This window comes from Streptomyces sp. NPDC044063 (assembly GCF_056434285.1).
Genome location: NZ_JBWKFM010000029.1, coordinates 1 through 20,966, shown reverse-complemented (window position 1 = coordinate 20,966; position 20,966 = coordinate 1). Strand labels below are relative to the sequence as shown.

Here is a 20,966-nt window from a genome sequence, read left to right as displayed (position 1 = left end):
CTCACAGCAGTCCTCTCGCGGTCCACAGCTCCGGGAAGAAGCGGTGCTCGGCGACCCTGCGCAGCCACGCCACCCCGCCGGTGCCACCGGTGCCCGGTTTCGTGCCGATGATCCGCTCCACGGTCAGCAGGTGCACCGCCCGCCACCGGCTCATTCCCTCCGCGACGTCCATCAACGCCTCGGCCAGCCGGAAGAGGGGGTCGCCGGGGCCGGCGTCGCGGTAGACGGCGGCCCAGGCCTCCTCCACGCGCCCGTCGGGCTCGTAGGGCAGGGAGACGTCGCGCTCCAGCACCTCGCGCGGGATGTCCGCGCCGCGCCGGGCGAGCAGGGCCAGCGCGGCGTCGTAGACGCTGGGGGCGTGCAGCGCGTGCCGCACCGCCTCGCCCACCTCCGGTACGTGGCGGTGGGGGCGGGCCGGTTCGGGCGACTTGTTGCCCAGGACGTACTCGACCATGCGGTACATGTACGACTGGAAGCCCGAGGCCCGTCCCAGGTGGTCGCGGAAGGCGTTGAACTCGGTGGGCGCCAGGGTGCCGAGCACGTCCCAGCAGGACACCAGCAGGTCGATCACCCGCCGGGAGCGGCGCAGCGCCCACACCGCGTCCGGGATCCGGTCCCGCTCCAGCAGGTCCCTCACGCGCGCCGTCTCCTCGTACACGAGCTTGAACAGCAGTTCCTTGACCTGCCCCAGGATGTAGAAGGTGAGTTCCGAGGGGGCGTCGGAGCGCGGCTGCTGGAGGCCGAGGAGGACGCGGATGCTCTGGTAGTCGATGTACGGGGTGCTGGCGCCGGCGAAGTCGAGGAGCGGGGTGCCGCCGGTGGCCGCCGCGGTGGCGGCGCGTTCGTCGTCGCTGCCGACGCCCAGGTCCGGCGGCGGACCGGCCGGGCTCACGCCCACCTCCGGCGGGCCTCGGCGTAGAGCCGCGCGAACAGCGGGTCCGGCACCGATCCGGCGCGGTAGCGCTCGCCGTAGCGCCGCTGGTAGGCGGCGAACCACTCCGGGTCGCCGGTCAGGAACATCACGTCGTGGAAGGCCATGCGACGCAGCGCGAACATGGGCACCGGGGAGCGGGAGACGGGGAAGTCGCCGTTGCGGGCGGCGCGTTCGTCGCAGGCCGCGTGGAACTGACCGAGCATCAGGCCGCGCCGGACGAGGCCCGTCTTCACCCGGGCGTGGGCGGCGTCCATCAGGGGATAGCCGTCCGGTCCGATGCCGCGCAGCACCACGACGAGGGTGTGCAGCGTGCGGTTCCGGCCCGCCCAGGGCACGGCCTCGAAGGTCTCCGTCATGCGGTGGACGAGCGCGACCAGGCCGGTGACCCCGCCCCGCGGGTCGGCCTCCCACTCCCGCACCTCCAGCGACCGGGACATGATGGCGGGTTCCACGAAGGGGCAGACCGGGCCGCTCCTGCCGATGAGGCGGTGCGGTCTGGTCAGGTACTCCGTGAACCACCGGTGTGCGATGTCGAGTGACGGCGACACCATTGCCGACCCCCGTCCGTTCCTCACCCGTCCCCGACGTCGGCATCGGCGGGGCACGGTCAGGATCGGCGCTGCCCGCTCGGCCCCGGGAGGTGTGTCCCCGACAAACCCGCACCCGTACGCGTGAGCGAATCACGGGCATTCTTCCGCCTTTGCCGCCCGGCGGTCCGGGGCGCGCCGGGGCACGGAGGGCCGGGCGCCCGTGCCCGCGCGCCGCCGACCTGCCGCGTCGTGGCCGGGCCGGCCGGCCGCGGGAGCCGGAAGGAACTGGCCGGAACACGGCCTTGCGTACGACCGGGGAGTCCCAGGACCGCGCGGCGCGGGGAAGAGAATGCGGCACCGGCTGCTCGGCTCTTCGCGCCATGTGATCCCTGGAAGGCTGGTCACGATGCATCTCGCCCGCCGGCTCGTCGCGCTCCACGCGGGCCTCGCGCTGTACGGCCTCAGCCTCGCCCTCCAGGTCAGGGCGGCCCTCGGCCTCAACGCCTGGGACGTCCTCCATCAGGGGCTGGCGAGACGCACCGGACTGTCCCTCGGCACGATCGTTGTGATCGTCTCGGCCGCCGTACTGCTGCTGTGGATCCCGCTGCGCGAACGCCCGGGCATCGGCACCGTGTCGAACGTCCTCCTCGTCGGGCTCGCCGCCGACGCGTCACTCCACCTGCTGCCCGTGCCGCACGCCCTGGGCGTACGCGTTCCGCTGCTGCTCTCGGGCGTGGTGCTCCACGGCCTCGCCACCGCCCTCTACATCTCCGCGCGCTTCGGCCCCGGCCCGCGCGACGGGCTGATGACCGGGCTGTGCCGGCGCACCGGCGCGTCCACGCGCCGGGTCCGCCTGGCCATCGAGGTCACGGTCCTGGCCGCCGGCTTCCTCCTCGGCGGTTCCGTGGGGGTGGGCACGGTGCTCTACGCGCTGGCCATCGGCCCGCTGATCCAGCTCTTCCAGAAGGTCTTCCCGCCGCCGGGTCCGCCCGGCCCGCCCCGGGACATGGCCCTGGCCGGACCGCCGCCCCGGACCTGACCACGCGGCCGGGCGATCGGGGGGCGGGGTCGGATCGCGGGTCGCTCAGCCGCCCGCCGCCGCGCCGTCCCTGCGCGGATCGGCCGCGCCCAGCAGACCGCCGCCCGGGGTGACGGCGACGAGGGCACCGCCACTGCGCAACGGGACGGCCGCGGCGCAGGGATGGCCCCACGCGCGCAGCCGGGGCAGGAGGCGCTCCGCGCCGGTGCCCCGCTCGACGTCGGACCGCACGTCCCGTACGCCCGCGCAGTCGGCCGCGGTCGCCTGGCCGGCGACGTGGGCCCGGCCGAGCGCCCGGTGCGGGACCGCTCCGTGCACGACGACGTCCAGGATCTGGTGCGCCACGTAGTCGGGGATGTACGCGCCGCCCGCCGATCCCGCGACCAGGCGCGGGCCGCCCGCCGGGGCGAGGACGAGGGTCGGCGCCATCGACGTGGTGGGGCGCTTGCGCGGTGCCATGGCGTTGGCGCCGCCGGAGGCGGCGGGGGCGAAGTTGGTGAGGGCGTTGTTGAGGACCGTCCCGCGCGCTTCGAGGCCCGACCCGAAGTTCATGTTCACCGTGGTGGTCATGGACAGGGCGTCCCCATGGCCGTCGACCACGGAGACCTGGCTGGTGGCGTCGTGGCTCACGGCCCCGTCGTCGGCCGGGCGCACGGGCAGTCCGGTGCGTACGGGGTGGATCGCGGCGGTGGGCGAGATCAGCGCGGCGCGCCGGTCGAGGTAGCCGGGGTCGCGGAGTTCCGCCGGCGGGAGGCGGCCGAAGTCCGGGTCGCCGATGTGCGCGCGGGCGTCGACGCCCGCCAGGCGGCTCGCCTCGATGGCGAGATGGGCGTGGGGCGGTGTGCCCGGGGTGAGGCGCGCGATGCCCCGGCGCTCGGCCAGGCCGAGCAGGGTGAGCACGTCGAGGCCGCCGAAGGAGGGCGGAGGCGCCGTGCACACCCGGAACCCGAAGGCCGCGCCGCAGAGGGGGGCGCGCTCGCGGGCGCGGTAGCCGGCGACGTCCCGCACGGTCATCAGGGAGGGAGTGCCGTCGTGGGTGGCGCGGGCGACGAGGGCGGGCGCGATCCGCCCGCCGGGGGCGTAGAAGGCGTCGGCGCCCCCGGTCGCCACCTCGCGCAGGACGGCGGCGAGTTCCGGGTTCCGCACGGTCGCGCCGACCGGGGGCGGCGTGCCGTCCGGGCAGTAGCGGGCCCGTACGTCCGCGTGGGCGCAGCCGTCCCGCGCCATGTCGCGCAGGTACGGGCCGGCGGGGAAGCCGTTGGCGGCCAGGTGCCGGGCCGTGCCGAAGAGCCCCCTCCAGGGCAGCCGGCCGTACGTGCGGTGGAGCAGGCCGAGGACGCGTACGGTGCCGGGGACGCCCACGGCGCGCCCGGTGTGCTCGACGCGCTCGTCGAACTCCTCGGTCCCCCGGGCCCGTTCGGCCGCCGTCGGTACGCGCAGGCCCGCGGTGACGGCGGCGGGGGCGGCGGCGAGGCCCTCGAAGAAGCGGGCGCGGCCGCGGGCGTGGTCCCAGTACATGATCTGCGTGCCGCCGCCGAGGCCCGACGACTGCGGCTCGACGACGGCGAGCACGGCCTGGACGGCGACGGCCGCGTCGGCGGCCGTGCCGCCGCGCGCGAGGACCTCGCAACCGGCCGTCACGGCGAGGGGGTTGGCGGCGGCCACCATGAAGCGGGCCCCGTGCGCGTCCCCGGAGCCCGGCGTACGGGCCACGACCGGTGCGCACGTCCCGCGCCCGGGCGGCGGGGCGGTACCCGGGCCGGGCGCCGCCGCCAGGAGCGCGAGGGCCAGGGCGAGGGCGGTGGCGAGGCGGAGGGCGGCGGTGCCGGTGGTGGTCACGGGTCGGTCGTCCCCCGGTGGGTGGCGTGTCCGTCGACGGTGCGTCAGCCGACGCGTTTCAGTGAGCGAACCGCCGTATGTACCGCTTCTGCCAGGGCGTCTCGACGGCCCGGGGGTCGTAGTGGCGGCGGACGTACCGGACCGCCTCGTCGGCGGGGACGCCGTCCAGGACGGCGAGGCAGGCCAGGGCGGTGCCGGTGCGGCCGCGGCCACCGCCGCAGGCGATCTCGACGCGCTCGGACCCCGCCCGTTCCCAGGCCTGGCCCAGCACCGCCCGGGCCTCCGCCCGGTCGCCGGGCAGCAGGAAGTCCGGCCAGCGCAGCCAGCGTGCCTCCCAGGGGACCTCCGGAGGGCGCTTGCCGAGGAGGTGGACGGCGAAGGCGGGGAGCGGGCCGGGCGGGAGGTCCCGGCGCAGCGCCCTGCCCCGGACGAGCCGCCCGGACGGCAGTCTCAGCACGCCGGCGCCGCCCTCCGGCCATGTCGCCGGCGCCCTGTTCCCCGGCGCCCTGTTCTCCCGCACCCGTTCACCGTACCGTCCGGCGTGGCGCGTAGGGTCGCGGATCGTGACCGAACCCGATTTCCTCACCACCGCCCGGGCGTTCTACGACGCCATCGCCGACGACTACGCCGCGCGCTACCGCGACAGCCTGGCCGACCAGACGATGGAGCGGGCCTTCCTGGCCGGCTTCGCGGAGCTCGTACGGAACGGGGAGGGGGCCGACGGTGTCGGCGGGGCCGGCGGGCCGGTCGCCGACATCGGGTGCGGCGAGGGCCGGGTGACGGCTCATCTGCGGGACCTGGGCCTGTCCGTGTCCGGGATCGACCTGTCGCCGCGGATGGTCGCGCTGGCCCGGGAGGGCCATCCGGGGCTGCGGTTCGAGGTGGGGTCGATGACGGCGCTGGACCTGCCGGACGGCGGGCTGCGCGGTGTCGTCGCCTGGTACTCGATCATTCACACGCCGCTGGACCGGTTGCCGGACGTCTTCGCCGAGTTCCACCGGGTGCTGGCGCCGGGCGGCCTGCTGGTGGTCGCCTTCCAGGTCGGCGACGAGCCCCTCCACCTGGCGGAGCCCTTCGGGCACCCGGTGTCGCTCGACTTCCGCCGGCGCCGGCCGGATCGCGTCGCCGGGCTGCTGGGCGACGCCGGTTTCGTACCGCACGCCCGGCTGGAGCGCGAACCGGCGGAGGGCGAGACGACCCCGCAGGCGTTCCTGCTGGTCCGCAAGCCCACCGCCGGGGCGGGTGCCGACGCCCGCTAGCTGTCGACTAGATACCGAAGGGGGCCGCGTAGCGGACCGTGCCCGCGGGGAGCGGGTGGGCGGCGTCCAGGGCGAGGGCCATCAGGGCCTCGTCCGGGACGTCGACGGTCAGCCCGATGCCGTGCGCGGAGGCGCGGGTGAAGCCGAAGCGCGGGTAGTAGGAGGGGTGGCCGAGGACGACCACGAAGCGTTCGCCCCGCTCCTCCGCCGCCCGGAGCGCGGCGCGGACGGCCGCGCCGCCGGCGCCGGTCCGCTGGTGGCCGGGGAGGACGGCGACGGGGGCCAGGCACAGGGCCGGCACGTCGCCGATGTGACAGCGGGTCAGCAGGGCGTGGCCGACGACCTCGCCGCCGGGGTCGGTGGCGACGACGGACAGGCCGTCGATCCAGGCCGGGTCGGCGCGCAGGGCGTCGACGAGGTCGGCCTCCAGCGGGGTGTCGAAGGCGGCGAGGATGACGTCGCGTACGGCCTGGATGTCGGCGCCGGTCTCGGGGCGGGTGGTCCAGTCGCTGCGGGTGGTCATAGGGGGTCGGATTCCGTTCCGTCGCGGGGGTGGGGACGCGTGCCCGGTGCCGGACGCCGCACGCCGGCGCTCCTCCCTCGCCGGGCCGCGCGATCCGTCCGGCGCGGGATCACGAGGATCGGTCCGGGCCGGGGGCGCTGTCAACGAAATATCCGCGTATACCCCGGTCCGGCCCCCGGCCGTGAGCCACCCGCTCGGCGGTCAGAGCCCCGCGCCGCCCGTGGCGTCGACGACGTGGCCGGTCACCCGGCGGGCGTCGTCCGAGGCGAGGAAGGCCACGATGTCGGCGATGTCCTCCGGCCGGCCCACGCGGCCCAGCGCGGCCGGACCCGCCGCGTGCGCCTCGGCCCGCGCGTCGCCGTGGCGGCCCGGTTCCGCGCGGAGGGCGAAGGCCCGGCCGCCGTCCTTCCGGATGGTCTCGACCACCGCGTCCGCCGCCGCCTCGTCGCGGGCGTAGGTGAGGACGACCGTGGCGCCATCGTGCGCGAGGCGCTCGGCGACGGCCCGGCCTGTCCCCCGGCTGCCGCCGGTGACCAGTGCGGGCGCCCGCGCCGGGCGGGTGGGGGTCGGGGACCTCACGGAGGCGATGGGCATCCGCCCCGCCAGGTACTTCGCCACCGTGATCCAGGGCCTCTCCCGCCGCGCCCAGGACGGCGCGACGGCCGCCGAGCCGAGCGGCGTCGCCGAACTCGCCCTCGGCGCCTGGCCCTCGCCCCGCCCCTGATCAGCGGGGGTGCGCGGAGGTTCACCGGGGTCTCACGGGAGGCGACCGGGCCCGCGCACCCCGGCTTCACCGGGACGTCCGGAGCGCTTCACCTCCGGGCCTTCCCTTCGGCGTGTTCGGGACCCCATACTGACCCCACCCGCCCCACGTGTCCCACGAATGCCGGTCAGGCTCGCGTGCAGGAGCGCCGGGGCGTACCCCCCTCCTCTTTCTTCCTCGCCGAAGGATCCGGCCATGCCCATACCTGTCTTCCTTCACGGTCGTGCCGTGCGGCTGGAGCCCCTCGGCGAGCATCACATCGCGGGCCTGACCGCCGCGGCGGCCGAGGACCGCGGCAGCTACGCCTTCACGCCCGTGCCCTGCGGGGCCGAGGCCATGGCGCACTACGTCCACCAGGCGCTGGCCGCGCAGGAGGCCGGCCGGGCGCTGGCCTTCGCCACCGTGCGCGTCGCGGACGGCCTGGTCGTGGGCTCGACGCGGCTCCACGAGCTGGACTACTGGCAGGGGCCCGTCGTCTGGCCGCCCGCCCCGCGCGGCCCCCTGGGCGACCCGCTCGCCGCGCTGCCCGACGCCGCGGAGATCGGGGGCACCTGGCTCTCGGCGAGCGCGCAGGGCACCGGCGTCAACGCCGAGACCAAGCTCCTCCTGTTCCGCCACGCCTTCGAGACGTGGGGCGTCCGGCGCGTCTCCCTGCGCGCCGACGCCCGCAACACGCGCTCGTGCACCGCCATCGAACGCCTCGGCGCCACCTTCGAGGGCGTGCGCCGCGCCCACACCCGCGGTCTCGACGGCGTCGTCCGGGGCACGGCGTTCTACTCCGTCCTCGACGAGGAGTGGCCCCGGGTGCGCGAGCTGCTGGAACGGCGCGTCGCACGACAGGGCGAACGCCTCGCGGCGGACCCCGCGTACTCCGCGCACCCGGCCCTGGCGGCCCACGCGGCGGCGCGCCCGCTCGTCCCGGCGTAGCGCCACCCGCGGTGCCGCGGCTTCGCGGCCCACACTGGTGAGGTGAGGGTTCACGGACGTGGCGCATGAGCGGAGAGTGCACCGAGGAGGTAAGCAGGACCCATGCCCCTTCAACGGAGACCGTCCGGAGCCGGGCGGCGGTGGTGGCCCTTCGGCCACCCGCTGGTCCTGGTGCCGCTCGGGCTCATCGCGCTGGTCGTGGTGGTCGACCTCCTGACGCCCCCGGACATCCACCTGGGGCCGCTCCTGGTCGCCGCGCCGGCGATCACGGCCGCCATCGGGGGCACGGTGCTCACCGCCGTCATCGGGGCACTCGCCGTGATCGCCCAGGTGGTCATCGGGATCTTCCACGGCGGCCTGACCACCCCCAACCACCAGGCCCAGATCGCCGCGCTGCTCCTCATCGCCGTCCTCCTGGTGATCTTCCGCCACGCCCAGGAGCGCCACGAGCGGCAGCTCGACCAGGCGCGCCTGGTGGCCGAGGTGACCCAGCGCGTGTTCCTGCGGCCGATCCCCACCCACATCGGCCCCCTGCGCTGCGCCTCGGTGTACGGCGCCGCGGAGGAGGAGACCCGCATGGGCGGCGACCTCTACTCGGCCGCGCGCACCGGCACCGGCACCCGTGTCGTGATCGGCGACGTACGGGGGAAGGGCCTCTCGGCGATCGGCGACGCCGCCCTGCTGCTCGGCGCGTTCCGCGCCGCCGCGCACCGCAACCCGCCCCTGCCCCGGCTGGTCGCCCACCTGCAGAACGCCTCCTACTGGGAGATGACGGACCCTGACGACAGCCCCACGACCGGGGAACGGTTCGTCACCGCCGCCGTCCTGGACATCCCCGACGAGCGCCCCGAGCTCGAACTGATCAACTGCGGTCACCCGCCGCCGCTGCTGCTGAGCGGGGGCGAGGTCACCGCGCTGACCGTGAGCGACCCCGCCCTGCCGCTCGGCGTGAGCGGCGCCCTGACGGAGGACGACTACGAGGCGGAGCGCTTCCCCTTCGGGGTGGGCGACGTCCTGCTGCTGTACACCGACGGGGTCGTCGAGACCCGGGACGCCGCCGGGCGCTTCTACCCGCTCGCCGAACGGGTGGCCTCCTGGCACGAGACCGATCCGCACCGGCTCGTCCAGCGCGTCCACCGCGACGTGCTCGCGTACGCCGGGGGGTCGGTGAGCGACGACGTGGCCATCCTGGCCATCGAACGGCGCTCCCTCGTACGGGAGCCGGGACCCGCGCACCACCTCGGCTGACGGGGCCGGACGGGCGACGCCCGCGCCCGCCCCGGCCGCGTCACCGGGGCGCCGCCGACCCCGGGCACCCTCTGTGTTGCATCCTGACGACCGGGCGCCGGACGGCGAACGCCCCACCCGGGGAAACGGCTCCAGGAAGCGGCGAGGAATGAGCGACATGACGGTCTGCGAGGTCTGCGGCAACGACTACGAACTGGCCTTCGAGGTGCGCGCCGCGGGAGCCGTGCACGTTTTCGACAGCTTCGAATGCGCGGCCCACAAGCTCGCGCCCATCTGCGACAACTGCGGATGCCGCATCCTGGGCCACGGCCTGGAGACCGACGGCATGTTCTTCTGCTGCGCCCACTGCGCCCGCGCGAAGGGCTACACCGAGCTGACCGACCACGCCTGACCCGGCCGGACGGCCGTCGGCTCAGGAGGCGAGACGCTCCCGCTCCCGCTCCGGCCAGCCCGGCAGGCTCGCCAGCGGCGGCAGCTCGGCCGTGCGGGCCGGGCGCCGGACGACCTCGCCGGCCCGGGCGCCGGGCGTCATGACGACCTTGCCCCAGTGCTCGGGGAGGGGCACCCCCTGGGCCCGGAACTCCGTGCGCAGGGCCACGTAGAGGAGCTCGAAGGCCTGGAGGGAGATGTGCGCCCAGTCCCCCTTCACATGCTCCTTGTAGCGCAGGTCCACCTGACCGATGGACTCGGCGCCGTGGCGGCGGCAGATCTGGTCGAGGATGCCGAACTCCGTACCCCAGCCGACGGGGAACACCAGCTCGGCCAGGGTCGAGCGGCGGCTGGCGTGCTCGCCGCTGAGCGGCTGGCGCATGCCGGCCAGCTCGGGGTGGAGCAGGGAGAGCATGGGCCGGGCCATGGCCTCGGTGGTGCGGCCGCCCTCGTAGCTGTCGTAGAAGCCCCGCACGTGGTGGAGTGAGGGGTCGCGCAGCAGGGGCCCGACGAGCCGGGTGACCTTGGAGGAGTCGAAGCGCAGGTGATCGCCGTCGATGAAGGCGACGACGTCGCCCCGGCTGGCCCAGATGCCCTTCCACATGACGGAGCCCTTGCCGGAGTCCGGGATCTCGGTGACCGGCCCGGCCGAGGAGAAGTCGATCACGCGGGCACCGGCGCGGGCCGCGAGCGCGGCGGTGTCGTCCTTGGAGTCGTGGTTGACGACCAGGACCTCGTCGACGGCCCCGGTCGCCAGGAGGTCGTCGACGAGCGGCGCGACCACGCCGGTGATCGTACGGGCGCAGTCGCGGGCCGGGATGACGACCGAGACCCTGAGGGGGCCGCCGCCGGCCGCCGTACAGGTGCGCTTGACGGCGGCCAGCTCCTCGGGGCGGTCCGCTTCGGACCCGGGGAAGGTCTTGATCGTCACTGTGCTCAGCCCCTCGGTGCGGTTCACCCCCGCGACAGGCATGGCCCCCGGGACCAGCATGCGCGATACGGGCGTACGCCGCTCGGCCGCGTTCGGCCGGACGGGCTCAGTGGGATCGGTCGAGCTCCTTCTGGAAGTGGAAGGCGACGATGGACATCCGCTCCCGCAGGTAGAAGCGGTGGGCGTCGGTGCGGTGGGTGCCGGAGTCCAGGGTGAAGAGGTGGCAGCCGGCCTCCCGGGCATGGTCCTGGAGATGGGCGAGCAGCCCAGCGCCGACACCGGTGGACCGCGCCTCCGAGTCGGTCACGAGGTCGTCGACGTAGAGGGACCGCACGGTGCTGGTATTGACGATCACACGCCATCCGGCGGCGCCCACGCATATCCCGTCGTCGTTGTACGCGGCACTGAAGCGCAGGCCCTGGCCGTGGCCCTCGGCGTAGATCTCCCCGAACAGGTCCTCCGTCAGGTGCGGGCGGAGCTGCCGCAGCACGGGCAGCAGGTCGGACACGAGACGCGCGTCCCCAGGAGCAAGATCGATGATCTTCATGGCGGCACCCTAACGGGTGATCCGCCGGCCTGGGGACCGTGCCGTGCGTTCGGGCCGTGACCGCTCCGCCGCGCGGCCGAAGCGCGTCGGGCCCACTTCCGCTCGGCGTCCCTCCCCCTATCGTGGAGAGGCCGTCGTGCGGCGGCGATCGGGGGTGGCGGGTGAGGGACGGGGCGGCCGGGGGACGGGCCTTCACCCATCCGGCGTTGTTCTACCGTGACCGGTACGAGTACCTGACCGCCAACGTGTCGTTCATACGGGCCGGGCTGGCGGCCGGGGAGCCGGTGGCCGTGGCGGTGCCGGCCGGCAATCTCAAGTGGTTGCGCGCGGAGCTGGGCGACGCCGCGGCGGCGGTGCGGTTCGTCGACATGGAGGAGGCCGGGCGCAATCCGGGCCGGATCATCCCCGGTGTGCTGCTGGCCTTCGCCGACGCCCACCCCGGGGTCCGCGTCCGTATCGTCGGCGAGCCGATCTGGGCCGGCCGTTCCCCGGCCGAGTACCCGGCCTGCGTCCAGCACGAGGCGCTGATCAACCACGCCTTCGCCGGGCGGGCGGTCACCGTCCTGTGCCCGTACGACGCCTCGGCCCTGGCACCCCGGGTGCTCGCGGACGCCCACGCCACCCACCCCGTGGTCATCAGCGGCGGCGCGGAACGGCCCAGCGGCTCGTACGCGCCCGACCGTGTGATCGCCGCGTACAACCAGCCGCTGACGCGGCCGCCCGGCCGCTCCGTCCTCGCGCTCGCCTTCGACGGCGGCACGCTCGCCGCCGTCCGGCGGCTCGTCGTCGAGCGGGCCGTCGCCCTGGGCCTGCCGCCCGCGCGCCGCGACGACCTCGCGCTGGCCGTCGCCGAGCTCACCACCAACAGCGTGCTGTACGGCGGCGGCTCGGGCACCGTGCGGATCTGGGCCGAGGCGGGGCACATCGTGTGGGAGGTGGAGGACCGCGGCCACCTCGACGACCCGCTGGCGGGCCGACGTCCCCCGCCGCCGGACCGCCCGGGCGGACGCGGTCTGCTGCTGGTGCACTGCCTCAGCGACCTCGTCCGCACCCACACGCTTCCCGGGCGGACCACGACGCGCTGCCATCTGCGGCGCTGACCGGGGAGTGCCGACCCCGCACGCTCCACCGGCCGGGGCGATCACACAGCGTGAGCCGAGCGTCCGCATATCGGACGCGACAGCGAAGGCCGTCGCGGTTGTCCATACTCATGGCGTTCCCAGTCTCGCATTATGGACAGGCACGTACCATGACCCGGACACTTTCCTCTCCTCGCCCGCCGGTGGAGAGCCCCGCTCAGCAGGGCTCCGCACTGTCGCACGGGCTCAAGCAGCGCCACCTGTCGATGATCGCCCTCGGTGGCGTCATCGGCGCCGGCCTCTTCGTGGGCTCCGGCGCCGGCATCGCCGCCGCCGGTCCCTCGATCGTCCTCGCCTACGCCGTGTCCGGCCTGCTCGTGATGTTCGTGATGCGGATGCTCGGCGAGATGTCGGCCGCCAACCCCGCCTCCGGCTCCTTCTCCGTCCACGCCGACCGCGCGATCGGCCCCTGGGCCGGCTTCACCGCCGGCTGGATGTTCTGGATCCTCCTCGTGGTCGGCGTCGCCGTCGAGGCGATCGGCGCGGCGCACATCGTGCAGGGCTGGTTCCCCGGCACCCCGTCCTGGCTGTGGGTGCTGGTCTTCATGGCCCTCTTCTGCGGCACCAACCTGGGCGCGGTCTCCCGCTTCGGCGAGTTCGAGTTCTGGTTCGCCGCCCTGAAGATCGGCGCCATCGCCCTCTTCCTGGGCCTGGGCGTCCTGGCCGTCCTGGGCCTGCTGCCCGGCAGCCACGCCCCCGGCACCAGCCACCTCCTGCACGAGGGCGGCTTCCTGCCCAACGGCGCCGACGGTCTGCTGACCGGCCTGCTGGCCTCCGTCGTCGCCTACGGCGGCCTGGAGACCGTCACCATCGCCGCCGCCGAGTCCGAGGACCCCGCCCGCGGCGTGGCCAAGGCCGTGAAGACCACCATGTGGCGCATCGGCGTCGTCTACGTCGGCTCCATGCTGGTGATCGTCACGCTGATCCCCTGGCACGACAAGACCGTCACCGAGGAGGGCCCCTACGCCGCCGTGCTCGACCGCCTCGGCGTCCCCGCCGGCGGCCAGATCATGAACGTCGTCGTCCTCGTCGCCCTGCTGTCGGCCATGAACGCCAACATCTACGGCTCCTCCCGGATGGCCCACTCCCTCATCACCCGCGGCCAGGGCCCCAAGGCCCTCGCGAAGGTCTCCGGCGGCGTTCCGCGCCGCGCGGTCCTCGCCTCCTGCGCCTTCGGCTTCGTCGCCGTGCTGCTCTCCTACTGGTGGCCCACCACCGTCTTCGCCTGGCTCCTCAACATGGTCGGCGCCGTCGTCCTGGTCGTCTGGGCCTTCATCGCCGCCTCCCAGCTGCTGCTGCGCCGCCGCCTGGAGCGCGAGGCCCCCGAGAAGCTCGTCGTGCGCATGTGGGGCTTCCCGTACCTCACCTGGGTCACCCTCGCCGGCGTCGTCGGGGTCCTGGCCCTCATGACCCTCGACACCGACACCCGGGTGCAGCTGTACTTCACCGGCGGCCTCGCCCTGGCCCTCGCGATCACCGGCTACGTCCGCCAGCGCGCCGCGGCGGCACGCGTCTGACGCGACCCCGCACCCACCGAAGGAGCCCGGCGCGTCGCGCCGGGCTCCTTCGCGTGCGTCACGCGGCGGTGGCGGGCCGGGAGTGGTGGAGGCTCGCGTAGTAGTAGCCGTCGGCCTCGTATCCGGCCGGGTCCAGGCCGAGCTCCTTCACCCGGTCCACCGTCCGCCGCCGCTCGGCCTCGTCGGTGAAGCGCCGCTGCGGATGGAGGCCGGGCCCGGTCCGGGTGGTCAGGCCGTGGGCGCGGAGCACCCGGGCGATGGGCTCGTAGTCCACGGTGCGCAGGGCGAACGCCGCGACCTCGGCGTCGCGGGGCATACGGGCCAGGACCCGGTCGAAGGTGCGCGGACCGATGTAGCTGAGACCGCCGGTGACCGTGACCAGCCAGGCGTCGCCCAGGGCCCGGTCGAACTCCGGCCCGGGCTCGGCGGTCCCAGGACTTCCCGGGTCCGCCGTCTCGAGGTTGACGGCGAAGCCGGCGTCCAGCAGACCCACCTCGCGGGCGTAGGCCACGGCCCGCTCCGAGACGTCGATGCCGATGACCGGCACCGCGTCGTCCCGCCGCCGGGCCGCGTAGAAGTCCTTGTCCCGCTGGACGAGCTCGGCCGTGGAGAGCGGGGCCGCCTCGGGGCCGGTGTAGTGCGCGTAGAGGTCGGCCAGGGTCAGGTCGTGGTTGAGCAGCGCGGCGTTGATGCCGTAGGAGCAGCACAGGTCCACGACGGGGCGCGGCCGCGCGGGGGCCCGGCGGGCCCGCTCGGCGACCAGGGTCCGGAACACCGGCTGGGCGTGGTGCGGGATCCGGTAGTCCAGCGGCCGCAGCCGGGTGAAGTAGGCGCGTGGATCGGGCCGGTCGTAGATGTCGTCGAAACCGCTCTTGCCCCAGCCGTGGCTGTTCCCGGTGTACACCGTCATGCGCTGCCCCTTCCGGTCGGGTTCCGGTGGCAACCGCCGCGCGGACGGCATTTCATCGTACCCACGCGGCCCCCGTACATGCCCTCGCAGCGCACCCGCACCGGCCGCCCCGCCGCACTCACATGGCGCCCGGCGCCCCCGCCAGGTGGGTGACGAGCGCGTCCGCCACCACCCCCGCCGGGCCCGGCGTGAGGTTGTGGCCCATTCCGGGGACCATCAGCAGCCGGGCCCCGGCGATCTCCCCTGCGATGATCCGGCCGTGGCCGGGCTTGACCGGCTCCGCGCTCCCCTCGACGACGAGCGTCGGGGCTGTCACCCGGGCCAGGGCGCCCACCGGCTCGAACTCCAGGCCGGCCATCCCGGCGAGGCGGTGGTTGGCCGCGGTCCGGGGGTCACGCATGCGGTCGTGGAGCCGCTCCTCCAGGCGTCGCTGGGCGTCCTCGTCGAAGTCGGCCGCGCCCTCCCGGCCGTGGAGGACGCGCGCCAACCCGACCTGGAAGTCGACGGCCTCCGCCCGGGTGGCGGGCGGCGGGCCGGCGGCCGCGTTCCGGAAGAAGGCGACGAACTCCGGCTCCGGCTCGGGCAGAGCGCCCTCCGGCTGCGGTTCGCCCATCAGGGCCCGTACGATCACCTGGCCCTCACGGGCACCCAGGGGCGAGGAACCGATCACCGTGAGGCTGGCGACCCGGCCCGGGTGGTCGGCCGCGATCCACTGCGCGATCAGCCCGCCCGCCGAGTGCCCCACGACATGGGCCCGGGCGAGCCCCAGGGCGTCCATGAGCGCGAGCGCGTCGTCCTTCAGATCGACCCAGGTGTACGGGTGCTCCTCGAAGTCGCGGGCGGTCGAACGGCCCACGTCCCGGTGGTCGTAGCGCACGACCCGGTACCCGGCCGCCGCGATCCGCCCCACGAACTCGTCGGGCCACAGCAGCCCCTGGGCCATCGAGCCGGCGATGAGCAGCACCGGCGGGTGCGCGGGGTCACCGAACTCCTCCGTCCACAGCTCCACGCCGTTGGCCTCGACCATGCGTCCCGCCACAACCGTCTCCGACATCTTCGATACAGCCGACATACCGTCCCCGTTCTCCGGTCCGTTCGCTTCCCGTCCGCTCGTGCCGCGAACAAGGACAACTCTGCCGGGCGGGATCACCGGTGCCATCCGTAGGACCACTGGTCGTCCACTGGGGCGGCACCGGTGCCGTCATCGCAGCAGGCGGGCCAGCTCGGTCCGCGAGCCGATGCCGAGCTTCGGATACACCTTGTACAGGTGGTACTCGACCGTGCGCGGGCTGAGGAACAGCCGGGCCGCGACGTCCCGGTTGCTCACGCCCTCGGCGACGAGCCGGGCGATGCGCAACTCCTGCGCGGTGAGCCGGTCCAGGGCCGCGGGACCGTCCGGGCCGGCCGTCTCCCCGGCCGCGCGCAGCTCCCCGCGCGCGCGGCGCTCCCACGGCAGCGCGCCCATGCGGTGGAAGGCCTCCGCCGCGTGGCGCAGATGGGGCCGTGCCTCGCCGACGCGGCGGTCCCGGCGCAGCCGCTCGCCAAGGAGCAGCTCCGTACGGGCCCGGTCGTACGCGGTGGCGTCCTGGTCGCCGTCGGAGTCGAGGAGTTCGAGCGCCCGCCTGAGCAGCGCGGGCGCCTCGGCGTCGTCGGCGACCAGGGCCCGGCAGCGGGCCACCAGCGCCCGCGCGCGGGGCGAGGCCGCCTCGGCGGACCACTGACCGAGGAACTCCGCTGCGGCGCCGGCCGCCGCGCGGTCCCCGACGGCGACGGCCGCCTCCACCCGGTCCGCGGCCGACCCCCACACCACCAGGTGGTGCCCGGCGCCGGGCCCGGCGGACGCGAGGGCCGTGAGGCGTTCGTGGGCCCGGTCGAAGCGACCGAGGCCCAGCTCCAGCAGGCCGAGCGCGTACGAGGCCACGCCGGCGCGCAGGCCCAGGCGGTGGGGGATGGCGATGGCCAGCGCCTCCTGGGCGCGGGCCCGGCACTCGTCCTCCTGGCCGCGCACGGCCGCGCAGACGGCGAGGTTGGCGAGGTGGGCGGCCACGGAGTTGTCGAGGCCGGTCTCCCGGGCGAGGGCCAGCCCCTCCTCGGACAGCGCGGCGCTGAGCGCGAAGCCGCTGTCCATGCGCTCGGCCGTGGCGGCGTTCTCGAGGACGACGGGCAGCGTGCCCACCATGCCGGAGACGCGGGCGACACGGCCGGCGCGGGCGCCGTACCGGGCGGCGGCGTCGCTCTCCCCGAGCAGGCTGGCGGCGGCCGCCGCCCACAGCAACCGCGCGGCGGGGCTCTCGGCGGCGGAACCGGGCCCGGCGGGGGCGGGGGCGTCGTGAGCCGGGGCGTCGCACGCGGCGGTGTCGTCGTCCGGGAGTGCGGCCAGGGCCCTGCGCAGCACACGCGTGCCGTGGTCGGCGTCGCCCTCGTACAGCGCGCCCATGCCGGTCAGGATGTCGCGCAGGAAGGCGTCGCCGGCGTCCTCCGGCTCCCCGGGCGGGGCCGTCACCGCGGCCGCCCGGCGGCCGACGCGCACGGCCGCCCCGGTGTCGCCGACGGCGGAGGCGGCCTCGGCGGCGTCGGCGAGCAGGGCGAGCACGACGCGCCGGGTCGCGCGGGCGCGCTCCTCCGTACCGCCGGCCCCGGCCGCCTCTTCGGTCGCGGCCCCGGCCGACTCCGCGAACGACTCCGCGGCCGACTCCGCGGCCGTGAGCAGCGTCCGCAGCGCCTCGGCCGCGTTGCCCGAGGACAGTTCGAACCTGCCGTCGAGCCGGGCGATCCCGGCACGCAGCAGGGGATCACGGGCGAGGTCGCGGGCCGCGGCGAGGGCCGAGTGGGCCCGGCCCGGGCGACCGCCGAGCCACGCGGCGGCGGCCGTGTCCGTCAGCCGGCGGGCGCGGACCGCCGGGTCGGGGGTCAGGGCGGCGGCCCGGGCGAGGAGGCCCGCGGCGTCGGCGTAACCGCCCCGGGCCCCGGCGCGTCCGCCGGCGGCGGCCAGCGCGGCCGCGACGTCCTCGTCGGGGCCGGTCGCGGCCTCGGCGCGGTGCCGGGCCGCGCGGTCGTGGTCGCCGTCCTCCGCCAGGAGTCCGGCGAGCCCGCGGTGGACCGCGCGGCGGGCCGCCGGGGGCGCGCCCGCGTGGGCGGCGGCGCGGATCAGCGGATGCCGGAAGCGGACCTCGGGCGGCCGGATCTCCACGATGCCGGCCGCCTCGGCCGCGTCCAGCGCGCCGGGGTCCGCGCCCAGCCGCGCGGCGGCGGCGCGGATCAGCCGGGCGTCGCCCCGCCCCTCCAGCGCGGCGGCGAGCAGGACGAGCCGGGTGTCCTCGGGCAGTCGCGCGATCCGGTCGCCGTAGACGGCGGTGACGCCCTCCCCCACCGGCAGCGGGTCGGGCAGCGGCGCCCGGCCCGCCAGCTGATCGGGGGTCAGCAGGGCGGCGGTCTCGCGGAGGGCGAGGGGGTTGCCGCCGGTGGCGGCCGTGACGATCTCGACGACAGCGGGCGACGGGTCGGCGGCGGCACGCTCCGCGAGCACGTCCCGCGCGGTCGCGGCGTCCAGTCCGGCCAGCTCCAGCGAGGGCAGCGCGCCGAGCGACCGCCGGACCCCGGCGTCGTCACGGGTACCGATCAGCAGCCCCACGCCGTCGCCCCCGCCGAGCCGGCGGGCGGCGAACAGCAGGGCGTCGGCGGAGGCCTGGTCCACCCACTGGAAGTCGTCGACGACGCACACCAGGCCGCCGGCGGTCGCCGCCTCCGCGAGGAGGGACAGGACACCCGCCGAGACGAGGAACCCGTCCTGGGCCGCCGTCGGTTCGGCCAGCCCCAGCGCGGCGCGTACGGCGTCCCGCTGGGCGCCGGGCAGCGCGTCGGTCAGGCCGGCGACGGGGCGCAGCAGCTGGTGGAGGGCGGCGAAGGCCATCCCCGACTCCGGTTCGGCGCCGGTCGCCGTCAGGACACGCGCGGGGGCCGCCCGCTCGGCGGCGTGCCGCAGGAGCGTGGACTTTCCGGCGCCGGGCTCGCCGCGCACCACCAGGGATCGGCCGGCGCCGGAGCGTACGTCCTCCAGGAACCGCTCCAGCGCGCCGAGTTCGTCCTCACGCCCGGATATCCGGCCGACCGCCATCCCCGTTCCCCCGTCACCGCTGTCACCGCCGGGGCGCGGCCCGGTGCCCGCCCTCCGACAGGGCGACTGTACCCGTTCCGATCATGCTCGCCGCCGGCCGTTCCCGCTGGTCGGAGCGGTCGGAGCGGTCGGAGCGGTACGAACGGCCCAGGCGGGGACGGTCGCGCCGCGCGTCCTCACTCGCAGCCGCGGAACGACGTCTCCAGATAGGCCGGTACGCCGGTCGCCCTCGCCACGTTCACCGCCGCCAGCCGCCGCCACGTCGCCGTGTCGAGCACCTGCGCCCAGCCCGCCATGGACCGCACCTGCCATTCGGTGTGCTCGCCCGGGTCCAGCACGATGCCCGCCAGCTCGTCGTCCGTGAGGGTGCCGCCGTCGAAGACGAGACCCAGCTTGCACACCGTCCAGTCGCCGCCCGGCGGGAGGAAGTGCGTGGCGAGGAGCCGGGGCGGGCCGGTGAACGCGATGCCCGTCTCCTCCCTCGCCTCCCGGACGGCCGTCTGCCACGGGGTCTCGCCCGGATCGGTGTTGCCACCGGGCAGCTGCCACAGCCCCGGCCCGTAGGACGCCCGCAGTTGCAGCGGCCTGCCCCCGGTGTCGGTGAAGAACAGACAGCCGTACATGGTCGCCTTCGGCAGCGTCGCCACGTACCGTTCCAGCGGAAGCCATTCGCCCGTCACGGCAGGCCCCTCCCCTCTCCCCTCGCGTACACCCCTTCCAACTGCGCCGACCGGGTGAAGGACACGAGTCGGCCGTGCGGCGCTTGCCCGGTGCCCGGGCGGGGAAGAGGCTTCCCTCATGACTGCCTGTCACCCCGCGCCCAGGGCGCCCGCACCGGCACCGGCGGCCCGGCCGCTGGTCGGCCATCTGTTCCGGTTCGCCCGGGACCCGCTGCGGTTCCTGGAGTCGCTGCCCGCGCACGGCGACGTGGTGGAGGTCCGCCTCGCCGGCCGCCGCGTGTTCGTCCTGTGCCATCCGGACGCCGCCCGCCGCGCACTGGCCGACGGGCGCGCCTTCGACCGTACGGGCCCCGTCTTCGAACGGCTCCGGGCCGACATGGGCAACGGCCTGGCCACCTGCCCGCACGCCGGCCACCGGCGGCAGCGCCTGCTGATGCGGCCCGCCTTCCACCGCGACCGGCTCGGCCACTACGCGGAGATCATGCGGGCGGAGATCAACGCCCTGGCGGACCGCTGGCGGCAGGGGCAGGTCGTCGACGTCGTGGACGCCATGTTCACCCTCACGACGTCGGTGGCGGTGCGCACGCTGTTCTCCTCGCGCGTCGACGAACCCACCGGCGCCCGGCTCCGGCACTGCCTCGACGTCTTCCTCCGGGGCACCTACACCCGCACCCTGCTGCCGGTCACGGCCCTGCTCCCCACCCCCGCCAACCGGCGCTACACGACGGCCCTCGCACAGTGGCGCGCGTTCGTACGGGAGGTCGTCGCGGAGGGCAGGGCGCGGCGGGACGGCCACCGGGACCTGCTGTCCGCGCTGCTCGACGCCCGGGACGACGAGCGGACGGGAATGACGGAGGAGGAGCTGTCCGACCAGATCGCGGTGCTCGTCCTGGCCGGCGCGGAGACCACGTCCGCGGCTCTGGCCTGGACCTGGCACCTGCTGGCCGCGCACCCCGAGGCCGAGGCCGGCCTCCACGCCGAGACCGACGCCGTCCTGGGCGGTGGCGGCGCGGACCGGCAGGACCTCCCCCGTCTGGAACACACCCGGCACGTGATCCAGGAGGCGCTGCGCCTCTACCCGCCGGCCTGGGCCGTCCCCCGCGAGATCACGCGGGACACGGAACTCGCCGGGTACCGGCTGCCCGCCGGCGGCCTGGTCCTCTTCAGCCCGTACGTCCTCCACCGCCGGGCGGACACCTACCCGGAACCGGACCGCTTCCGCCCCGAGCGCTGGCGCCCGGACCCGGTCTCCGGCCGGTGCGCCGTCTCCCCCGCCGACTTCCTCCCCTTCGGCAGCGGCGCCACCAGGTGCCTCGGCGAGGCCTTCGCCCTCACGGAGGCGTCGCTCGCCCTGGCCTCCCTCGCCGCCCGCTGGCGGCTCAGGCCGCTGCCGGGCACGGTCGTCCGCCCGGCGGCGCGCAGCGTCCTGGCGCCGCGTGCCCTGCCGATGCGGGTGGAGAGCCGCCGCTGAACGCCGCAGGGCGGCCGCTCCTCGTCGTACGAGGTGCGGCCGCCCTGCGGCGTCACGGTCTGCCCGGTGCGGGTCAGTACGCGGAGTTGACGTTGTCCATGGAGCCGTACTTGTCGGCGGCGTAGTTGCAGGACGCGGTGATGTTGGCGACCGGGTCGTAGATGTC

At 75.6% G+C, this 20,966-nt stretch carries 21 protein-coding genes and 1 pseudogene; 9 read left to right on the top strand and 13 right to left on the bottom strand.

Annotated features, from left to right (window positions below):
• Position 1: 1 nt before the first annotated feature.
• The gene (locus tag AC07BS_RS28270) at positions 2–892 is read right to left on the bottom strand and encodes a tryptophan 2,3-dioxygenase (protein ID WP_478650508.1); all 891 of its coding nucleotides are present in this window, start codon (positions 890–892) and stop codon (positions 2–4) included.
• Positions 889–1,485, bottom strand: coding sequence for a DUF6875 domain-containing protein (locus tag AC07BS_RS28265; protein ID WP_478934893.1), 597 nt, complete (start codon positions 1,483–1,485; stop codon positions 889–891). Before AC07BS_RS28265 ends, AC07BS_RS28270 begins: the two co-directional genes overlap by 4 nt.
• Positions 1,486–1,870: 385 nt before the next feature.
• On the opposite strand from AC07BS_RS28265, the gene yczE reads away from it, so the two are divergent.
• On the top strand, positions 1,871–2,503 hold the full coding sequence (yczE, locus tag AC07BS_RS28260) for a membrane protein YczE (RefSeq protein WP_478650512.1): 633 nt from the start codon (positions 1,871–1,873) through the stop codon (positions 2,501–2,503).
• Between the two features lie 45 nt (positions 2,504–2,548).
• On the opposite strand, the gene AC07BS_RS28255 is transcribed toward yczE, so the two are convergent.
• Both AC07BS_RS28255 and AC07BS_RS28250 read right to left on the bottom strand, forming a co-directional pair.
• Positions 2,549–4,342 (bottom strand): gamma-glutamyltransferase family protein, encoded by a 1,794-nt coding sequence (locus AC07BS_RS28255; RefSeq protein WP_478934892.1) that lies wholly within the window; start codon positions 4,340–4,342, stop codon positions 2,549–2,551.
• Positions 4,343–4,400: 58 nt separating this feature from the next.
• Entirely contained in the window at positions 4,401–4,862 is a 462-nt protein-coding gene (locus tag AC07BS_RS28250; protein WP_478934891.1) for a protein-tyrosine phosphatase family protein, read from the bottom strand.
• Positions 4,863–4,905: 43 nt separating this feature from the next.
• Between AC07BS_RS28250 and AC07BS_RS28245 the strand changes: the two genes are divergently transcribed.
• Positions 4,906–5,601, top strand: coding sequence for a class I SAM-dependent DNA methyltransferase (locus tag AC07BS_RS28245; protein WP_478934890.1), 696 nt, complete (start codon positions 4,906–4,908; stop codon positions 5,599–5,601).
• Positions 5,602–5,608: 7 nt separating this feature from the next.
• Here AC07BS_RS28245 and AC07BS_RS28240 read toward each other — a convergent pair whose 3' ends face one another.
• Together AC07BS_RS28240 and AC07BS_RS28235 are read right to left on the bottom strand one after the other, a co-directional pair.
• Entirely contained in the window at positions 5,609–6,124 is a 516-nt protein-coding gene (locus AC07BS_RS28240) for a GNAT family N-acetyltransferase (RefSeq protein ID WP_478934889.1), read from the bottom strand.
• Between the two features lie 201 nt (positions 6,125–6,325).
• On the bottom strand, positions 6,326–6,703 hold the full coding sequence (locus tag AC07BS_RS28235) for an SDR family oxidoreductase (RefSeq protein ID WP_478934888.1): 378 nt from the start codon (positions 6,701–6,703) through the stop codon (positions 6,326–6,328).
• A 7-nt stretch (positions 6,704–6,710) separates the two neighbouring features.
• On the opposite strand from AC07BS_RS28235, the gene AC07BS_RS28230 reads away from it, so the two are divergent.
• The 4 genes from AC07BS_RS28230 (at position 6,711) to AC07BS_RS28215 (ending at position 9,453) form a co-directional block, all read left to right on the top strand.
• Positions 6,711–6,848 (top strand): hypothetical protein, encoded by a 138-nt coding sequence (locus AC07BS_RS28230; RefSeq protein ID WP_478934887.1) that lies wholly within the window; start codon positions 6,711–6,713, stop codon positions 6,846–6,848.
• Between the two features lie 234 nt (positions 6,849–7,082).
• A complete protein-coding gene (locus AC07BS_RS28225; protein ID WP_478650522.1) occupies positions 7,083–7,814 on the top strand; it encodes a GNAT family N-acetyltransferase in 732 nt (243 codons plus the stop codon).
• A 102-nt stretch (positions 7,815–7,916) separates the two neighbouring features.
• Positions 7,917–9,062: a PP2C family protein-serine/threonine phosphatase gene (locus AC07BS_RS28220; RefSeq protein WP_478650524.1), complete on the top strand. Its 1,146-nt coding sequence runs from the start codon at positions 7,917–7,919 to the stop codon at positions 9,060–9,062.
• A 157-nt stretch (positions 9,063–9,219) separates the two neighbouring features.
• Positions 9,220–9,453 carry a hypothetical protein gene (locus AC07BS_RS28215; RefSeq protein ID WP_478650538.1) on the top strand — a complete coding sequence of 78 codons (234 nt, stop codon included), beginning with the start codon at positions 9,220–9,222 and terminating at the stop codon, positions 9,451–9,453.
• Between the two features lie 21 nt (positions 9,454–9,474).
• Here the strand turns inward: AC07BS_RS28215 and AC07BS_RS28210 are convergent, their stop codons facing one another.
• Together AC07BS_RS28210 and AC07BS_RS28205 are read right to left on the bottom strand one after the other, a co-directional pair.
• The gene (locus AC07BS_RS28210; protein ID WP_478650526.1) at positions 9,475–10,422 is read right to left on the bottom strand and encodes a glycosyltransferase; all 948 of its coding nucleotides are present in this window, start codon (positions 10,420–10,422) and stop codon (positions 9,475–9,477) included.
• A gap of 106 nt (positions 10,423–10,528) precedes the next feature.
• Complete coding sequence (locus AC07BS_RS28205; protein ID WP_478934886.1) at positions 10,529–10,969, bottom strand: GNAT family N-acetyltransferase; 441 nt, start codon at positions 10,967–10,969, stop codon at positions 10,529–10,531.
• A 161-nt stretch (positions 10,970–11,130) separates the two neighbouring features.
• Between AC07BS_RS28205 and AC07BS_RS28200 the strand changes: the two genes are divergently transcribed.
• Both AC07BS_RS28200 and AC07BS_RS28195 read left to right on the top strand, forming a co-directional pair.
• Positions 11,131–12,069, top strand: a complete 939-nt coding sequence (locus tag AC07BS_RS28200; protein WP_478934885.1) for an anti-sigma factor RsbA family regulatory protein — start codon at positions 11,131–11,133, stop codon at positions 12,067–12,069.
• Positions 12,070–12,218: 149 nt separating this feature from the next.
• The gene (locus tag AC07BS_RS28195) at positions 12,219–13,625 is read left to right on the top strand and encodes an amino acid permease (protein ID WP_478650531.1); all 1,407 of its coding nucleotides are present in this window, start codon (positions 12,219–12,221) and stop codon (positions 13,623–13,625) included.
• Positions 13,626–13,683: 58 nt separating this feature from the next.
• Here AC07BS_RS28195 and AC07BS_RS28190 read toward each other — a convergent pair whose 3' ends face one another.
• The 4 genes from AC07BS_RS28190 to AC07BS_RS28175 all read right to left on the bottom strand — a co-directional run bounded on the left by AC07BS_RS28190 (position 13,684) and on the right by AC07BS_RS28175 (position 19,329).
• Positions 13,684–14,535 carry a class I SAM-dependent methyltransferase gene (locus tag AC07BS_RS28190; protein WP_478650532.1) on the bottom strand — a complete coding sequence of 284 codons (852 nt, stop codon included), beginning with the start codon at positions 14,533–14,535 and terminating at the stop codon, positions 13,684–13,686.
• Positions 14,536–14,653: 118 nt separating this feature from the next.
• Positions 14,654–15,589, bottom strand: a complete 936-nt coding sequence (locus tag AC07BS_RS28185) for an alpha/beta fold hydrolase (protein ID WP_478934884.1) — start codon at positions 15,587–15,589, stop codon at positions 14,654–14,656.
• Positions 15,590–15,736: 147 nt separating this feature from the next.
• On the bottom strand, positions 15,737–18,649 hold the full coding sequence (locus AC07BS_RS28180; RefSeq protein WP_478934883.1) for a helix-turn-helix transcriptional regulator: 2,913 nt from the start codon (positions 18,647–18,649) through the stop codon (positions 15,737–15,739).
• A 176-nt stretch (positions 18,650–18,825) separates the two neighbouring features.
• On the bottom strand, positions 18,826–19,329 hold the full coding sequence (locus AC07BS_RS28175) for an NUDIX domain-containing protein (RefSeq protein ID WP_478650535.1): 504 nt from the start codon (positions 19,327–19,329) through the stop codon (positions 18,826–18,828).
• Positions 19,330–19,447: 118 nt separating this feature from the next.
• Between AC07BS_RS28175 and AC07BS_RS28170 the strand changes: the two genes are divergently transcribed.
• The gene (locus tag AC07BS_RS28170) at positions 19,448–20,800 is read left to right on the top strand and encodes a cytochrome P450 (RefSeq protein WP_478650536.1); all 1,353 of its coding nucleotides are present in this window, start codon (positions 19,448–19,450) and stop codon (positions 20,798–20,800) included.
• 73 nt (positions 20,801–20,873) lie between these two features.
• Here the strand turns inward: AC07BS_RS28170 and AC07BS_RS28165 are convergent.
• Positions 20,874–20,966: pseudogene (locus AC07BS_RS28165) on the bottom strand (transglycosylase SLT domain-containing protein); the annotation flags it as partial.

What these genes read in the sequence shown, in the direction of transcription:
- AC07BS_RS28205 (WP_478934886.1), bottom strand. Translation starts at nt 10,969, where the DNA reads ATGAAGATCATCGATCTTGCTCCTGGGGACGCGCGTCTCGTGTCCGAC.
- AC07BS_RS28185 (WP_478934884.1), bottom strand. Translation starts at nt 15,589, where the DNA reads ATGTCGGAGACGGTTGTGGCGGGACGCATGGTCGAGGCCAACGGCGTG.
- AC07BS_RS28220 (WP_478650524.1), top strand. Translation starts at nt 7,917, where the DNA reads ATGCCCCTTCAACGGAGACCGTCCGGAGCCGGGCGGCGGTGGTGGCCC.
- AC07BS_RS28180 (WP_478934883.1), bottom strand. Translation starts at nt 18,649, where the DNA reads ATGGCGGTCGGCCGGATATCCGGGCGTGAGGACGAACTCGGCGCGCTG.
- AC07BS_RS28225 (WP_478650522.1), top strand. Translation starts at nt 7,083, where the DNA reads ATGCCCATACCTGTCTTCCTTCACGGTCGTGCCGTGCGGCTGGAGCCC.
- AC07BS_RS28190 (WP_478650532.1), bottom strand. Translation starts at nt 14,535, where the DNA reads ATGACGGTGTACACCGGGAACAGCCACGGCTGGGGCAAGAGCGGTTTC.
- yczE (WP_478650512.1), top strand. Translation starts at nt 1,871, where the DNA reads ATGCATCTCGCCCGCCGGCTCGTCGCGCTCCACGCGGGCCTCGCGCTG.
- AC07BS_RS28230 (WP_478934887.1), top strand. Translation starts at nt 6,711, where the DNA reads ATGGGCATCCGCCCCGCCAGGTACTTCGCCACCGTGATCCAGGGCCTC.
- AC07BS_RS28195 (WP_478650531.1), top strand. Translation starts at nt 12,219, where the DNA reads ATGACCCGGACACTTTCCTCTCCTCGCCCGCCGGTGGAGAGCCCCGCT.
- AC07BS_RS28215 (WP_478650538.1), top strand. Translation starts at nt 9,220, where the DNA reads ATGACGGTCTGCGAGGTCTGCGGCAACGACTACGAACTGGCCTTCGAG.
- AC07BS_RS28170 (WP_478650536.1), top strand. Translation starts at nt 19,448, where the DNA reads ATGACTGCCTGTCACCCCGCGCCCAGGGCGCCCGCACCGGCACCGGCG.
- AC07BS_RS28265 (WP_478934893.1), bottom strand. Translation starts at nt 1,485, where the DNA reads ATGGTGTCGCCGTCACTCGACATCGCACACCGGTGGTTCACGGAGTAC.
- AC07BS_RS28240 (WP_478934889.1), bottom strand. Translation starts at nt 6,124, where the DNA reads ATGACCACCCGCAGCGACTGGACCACCCGCCCCGAGACCGGCGCCGAC.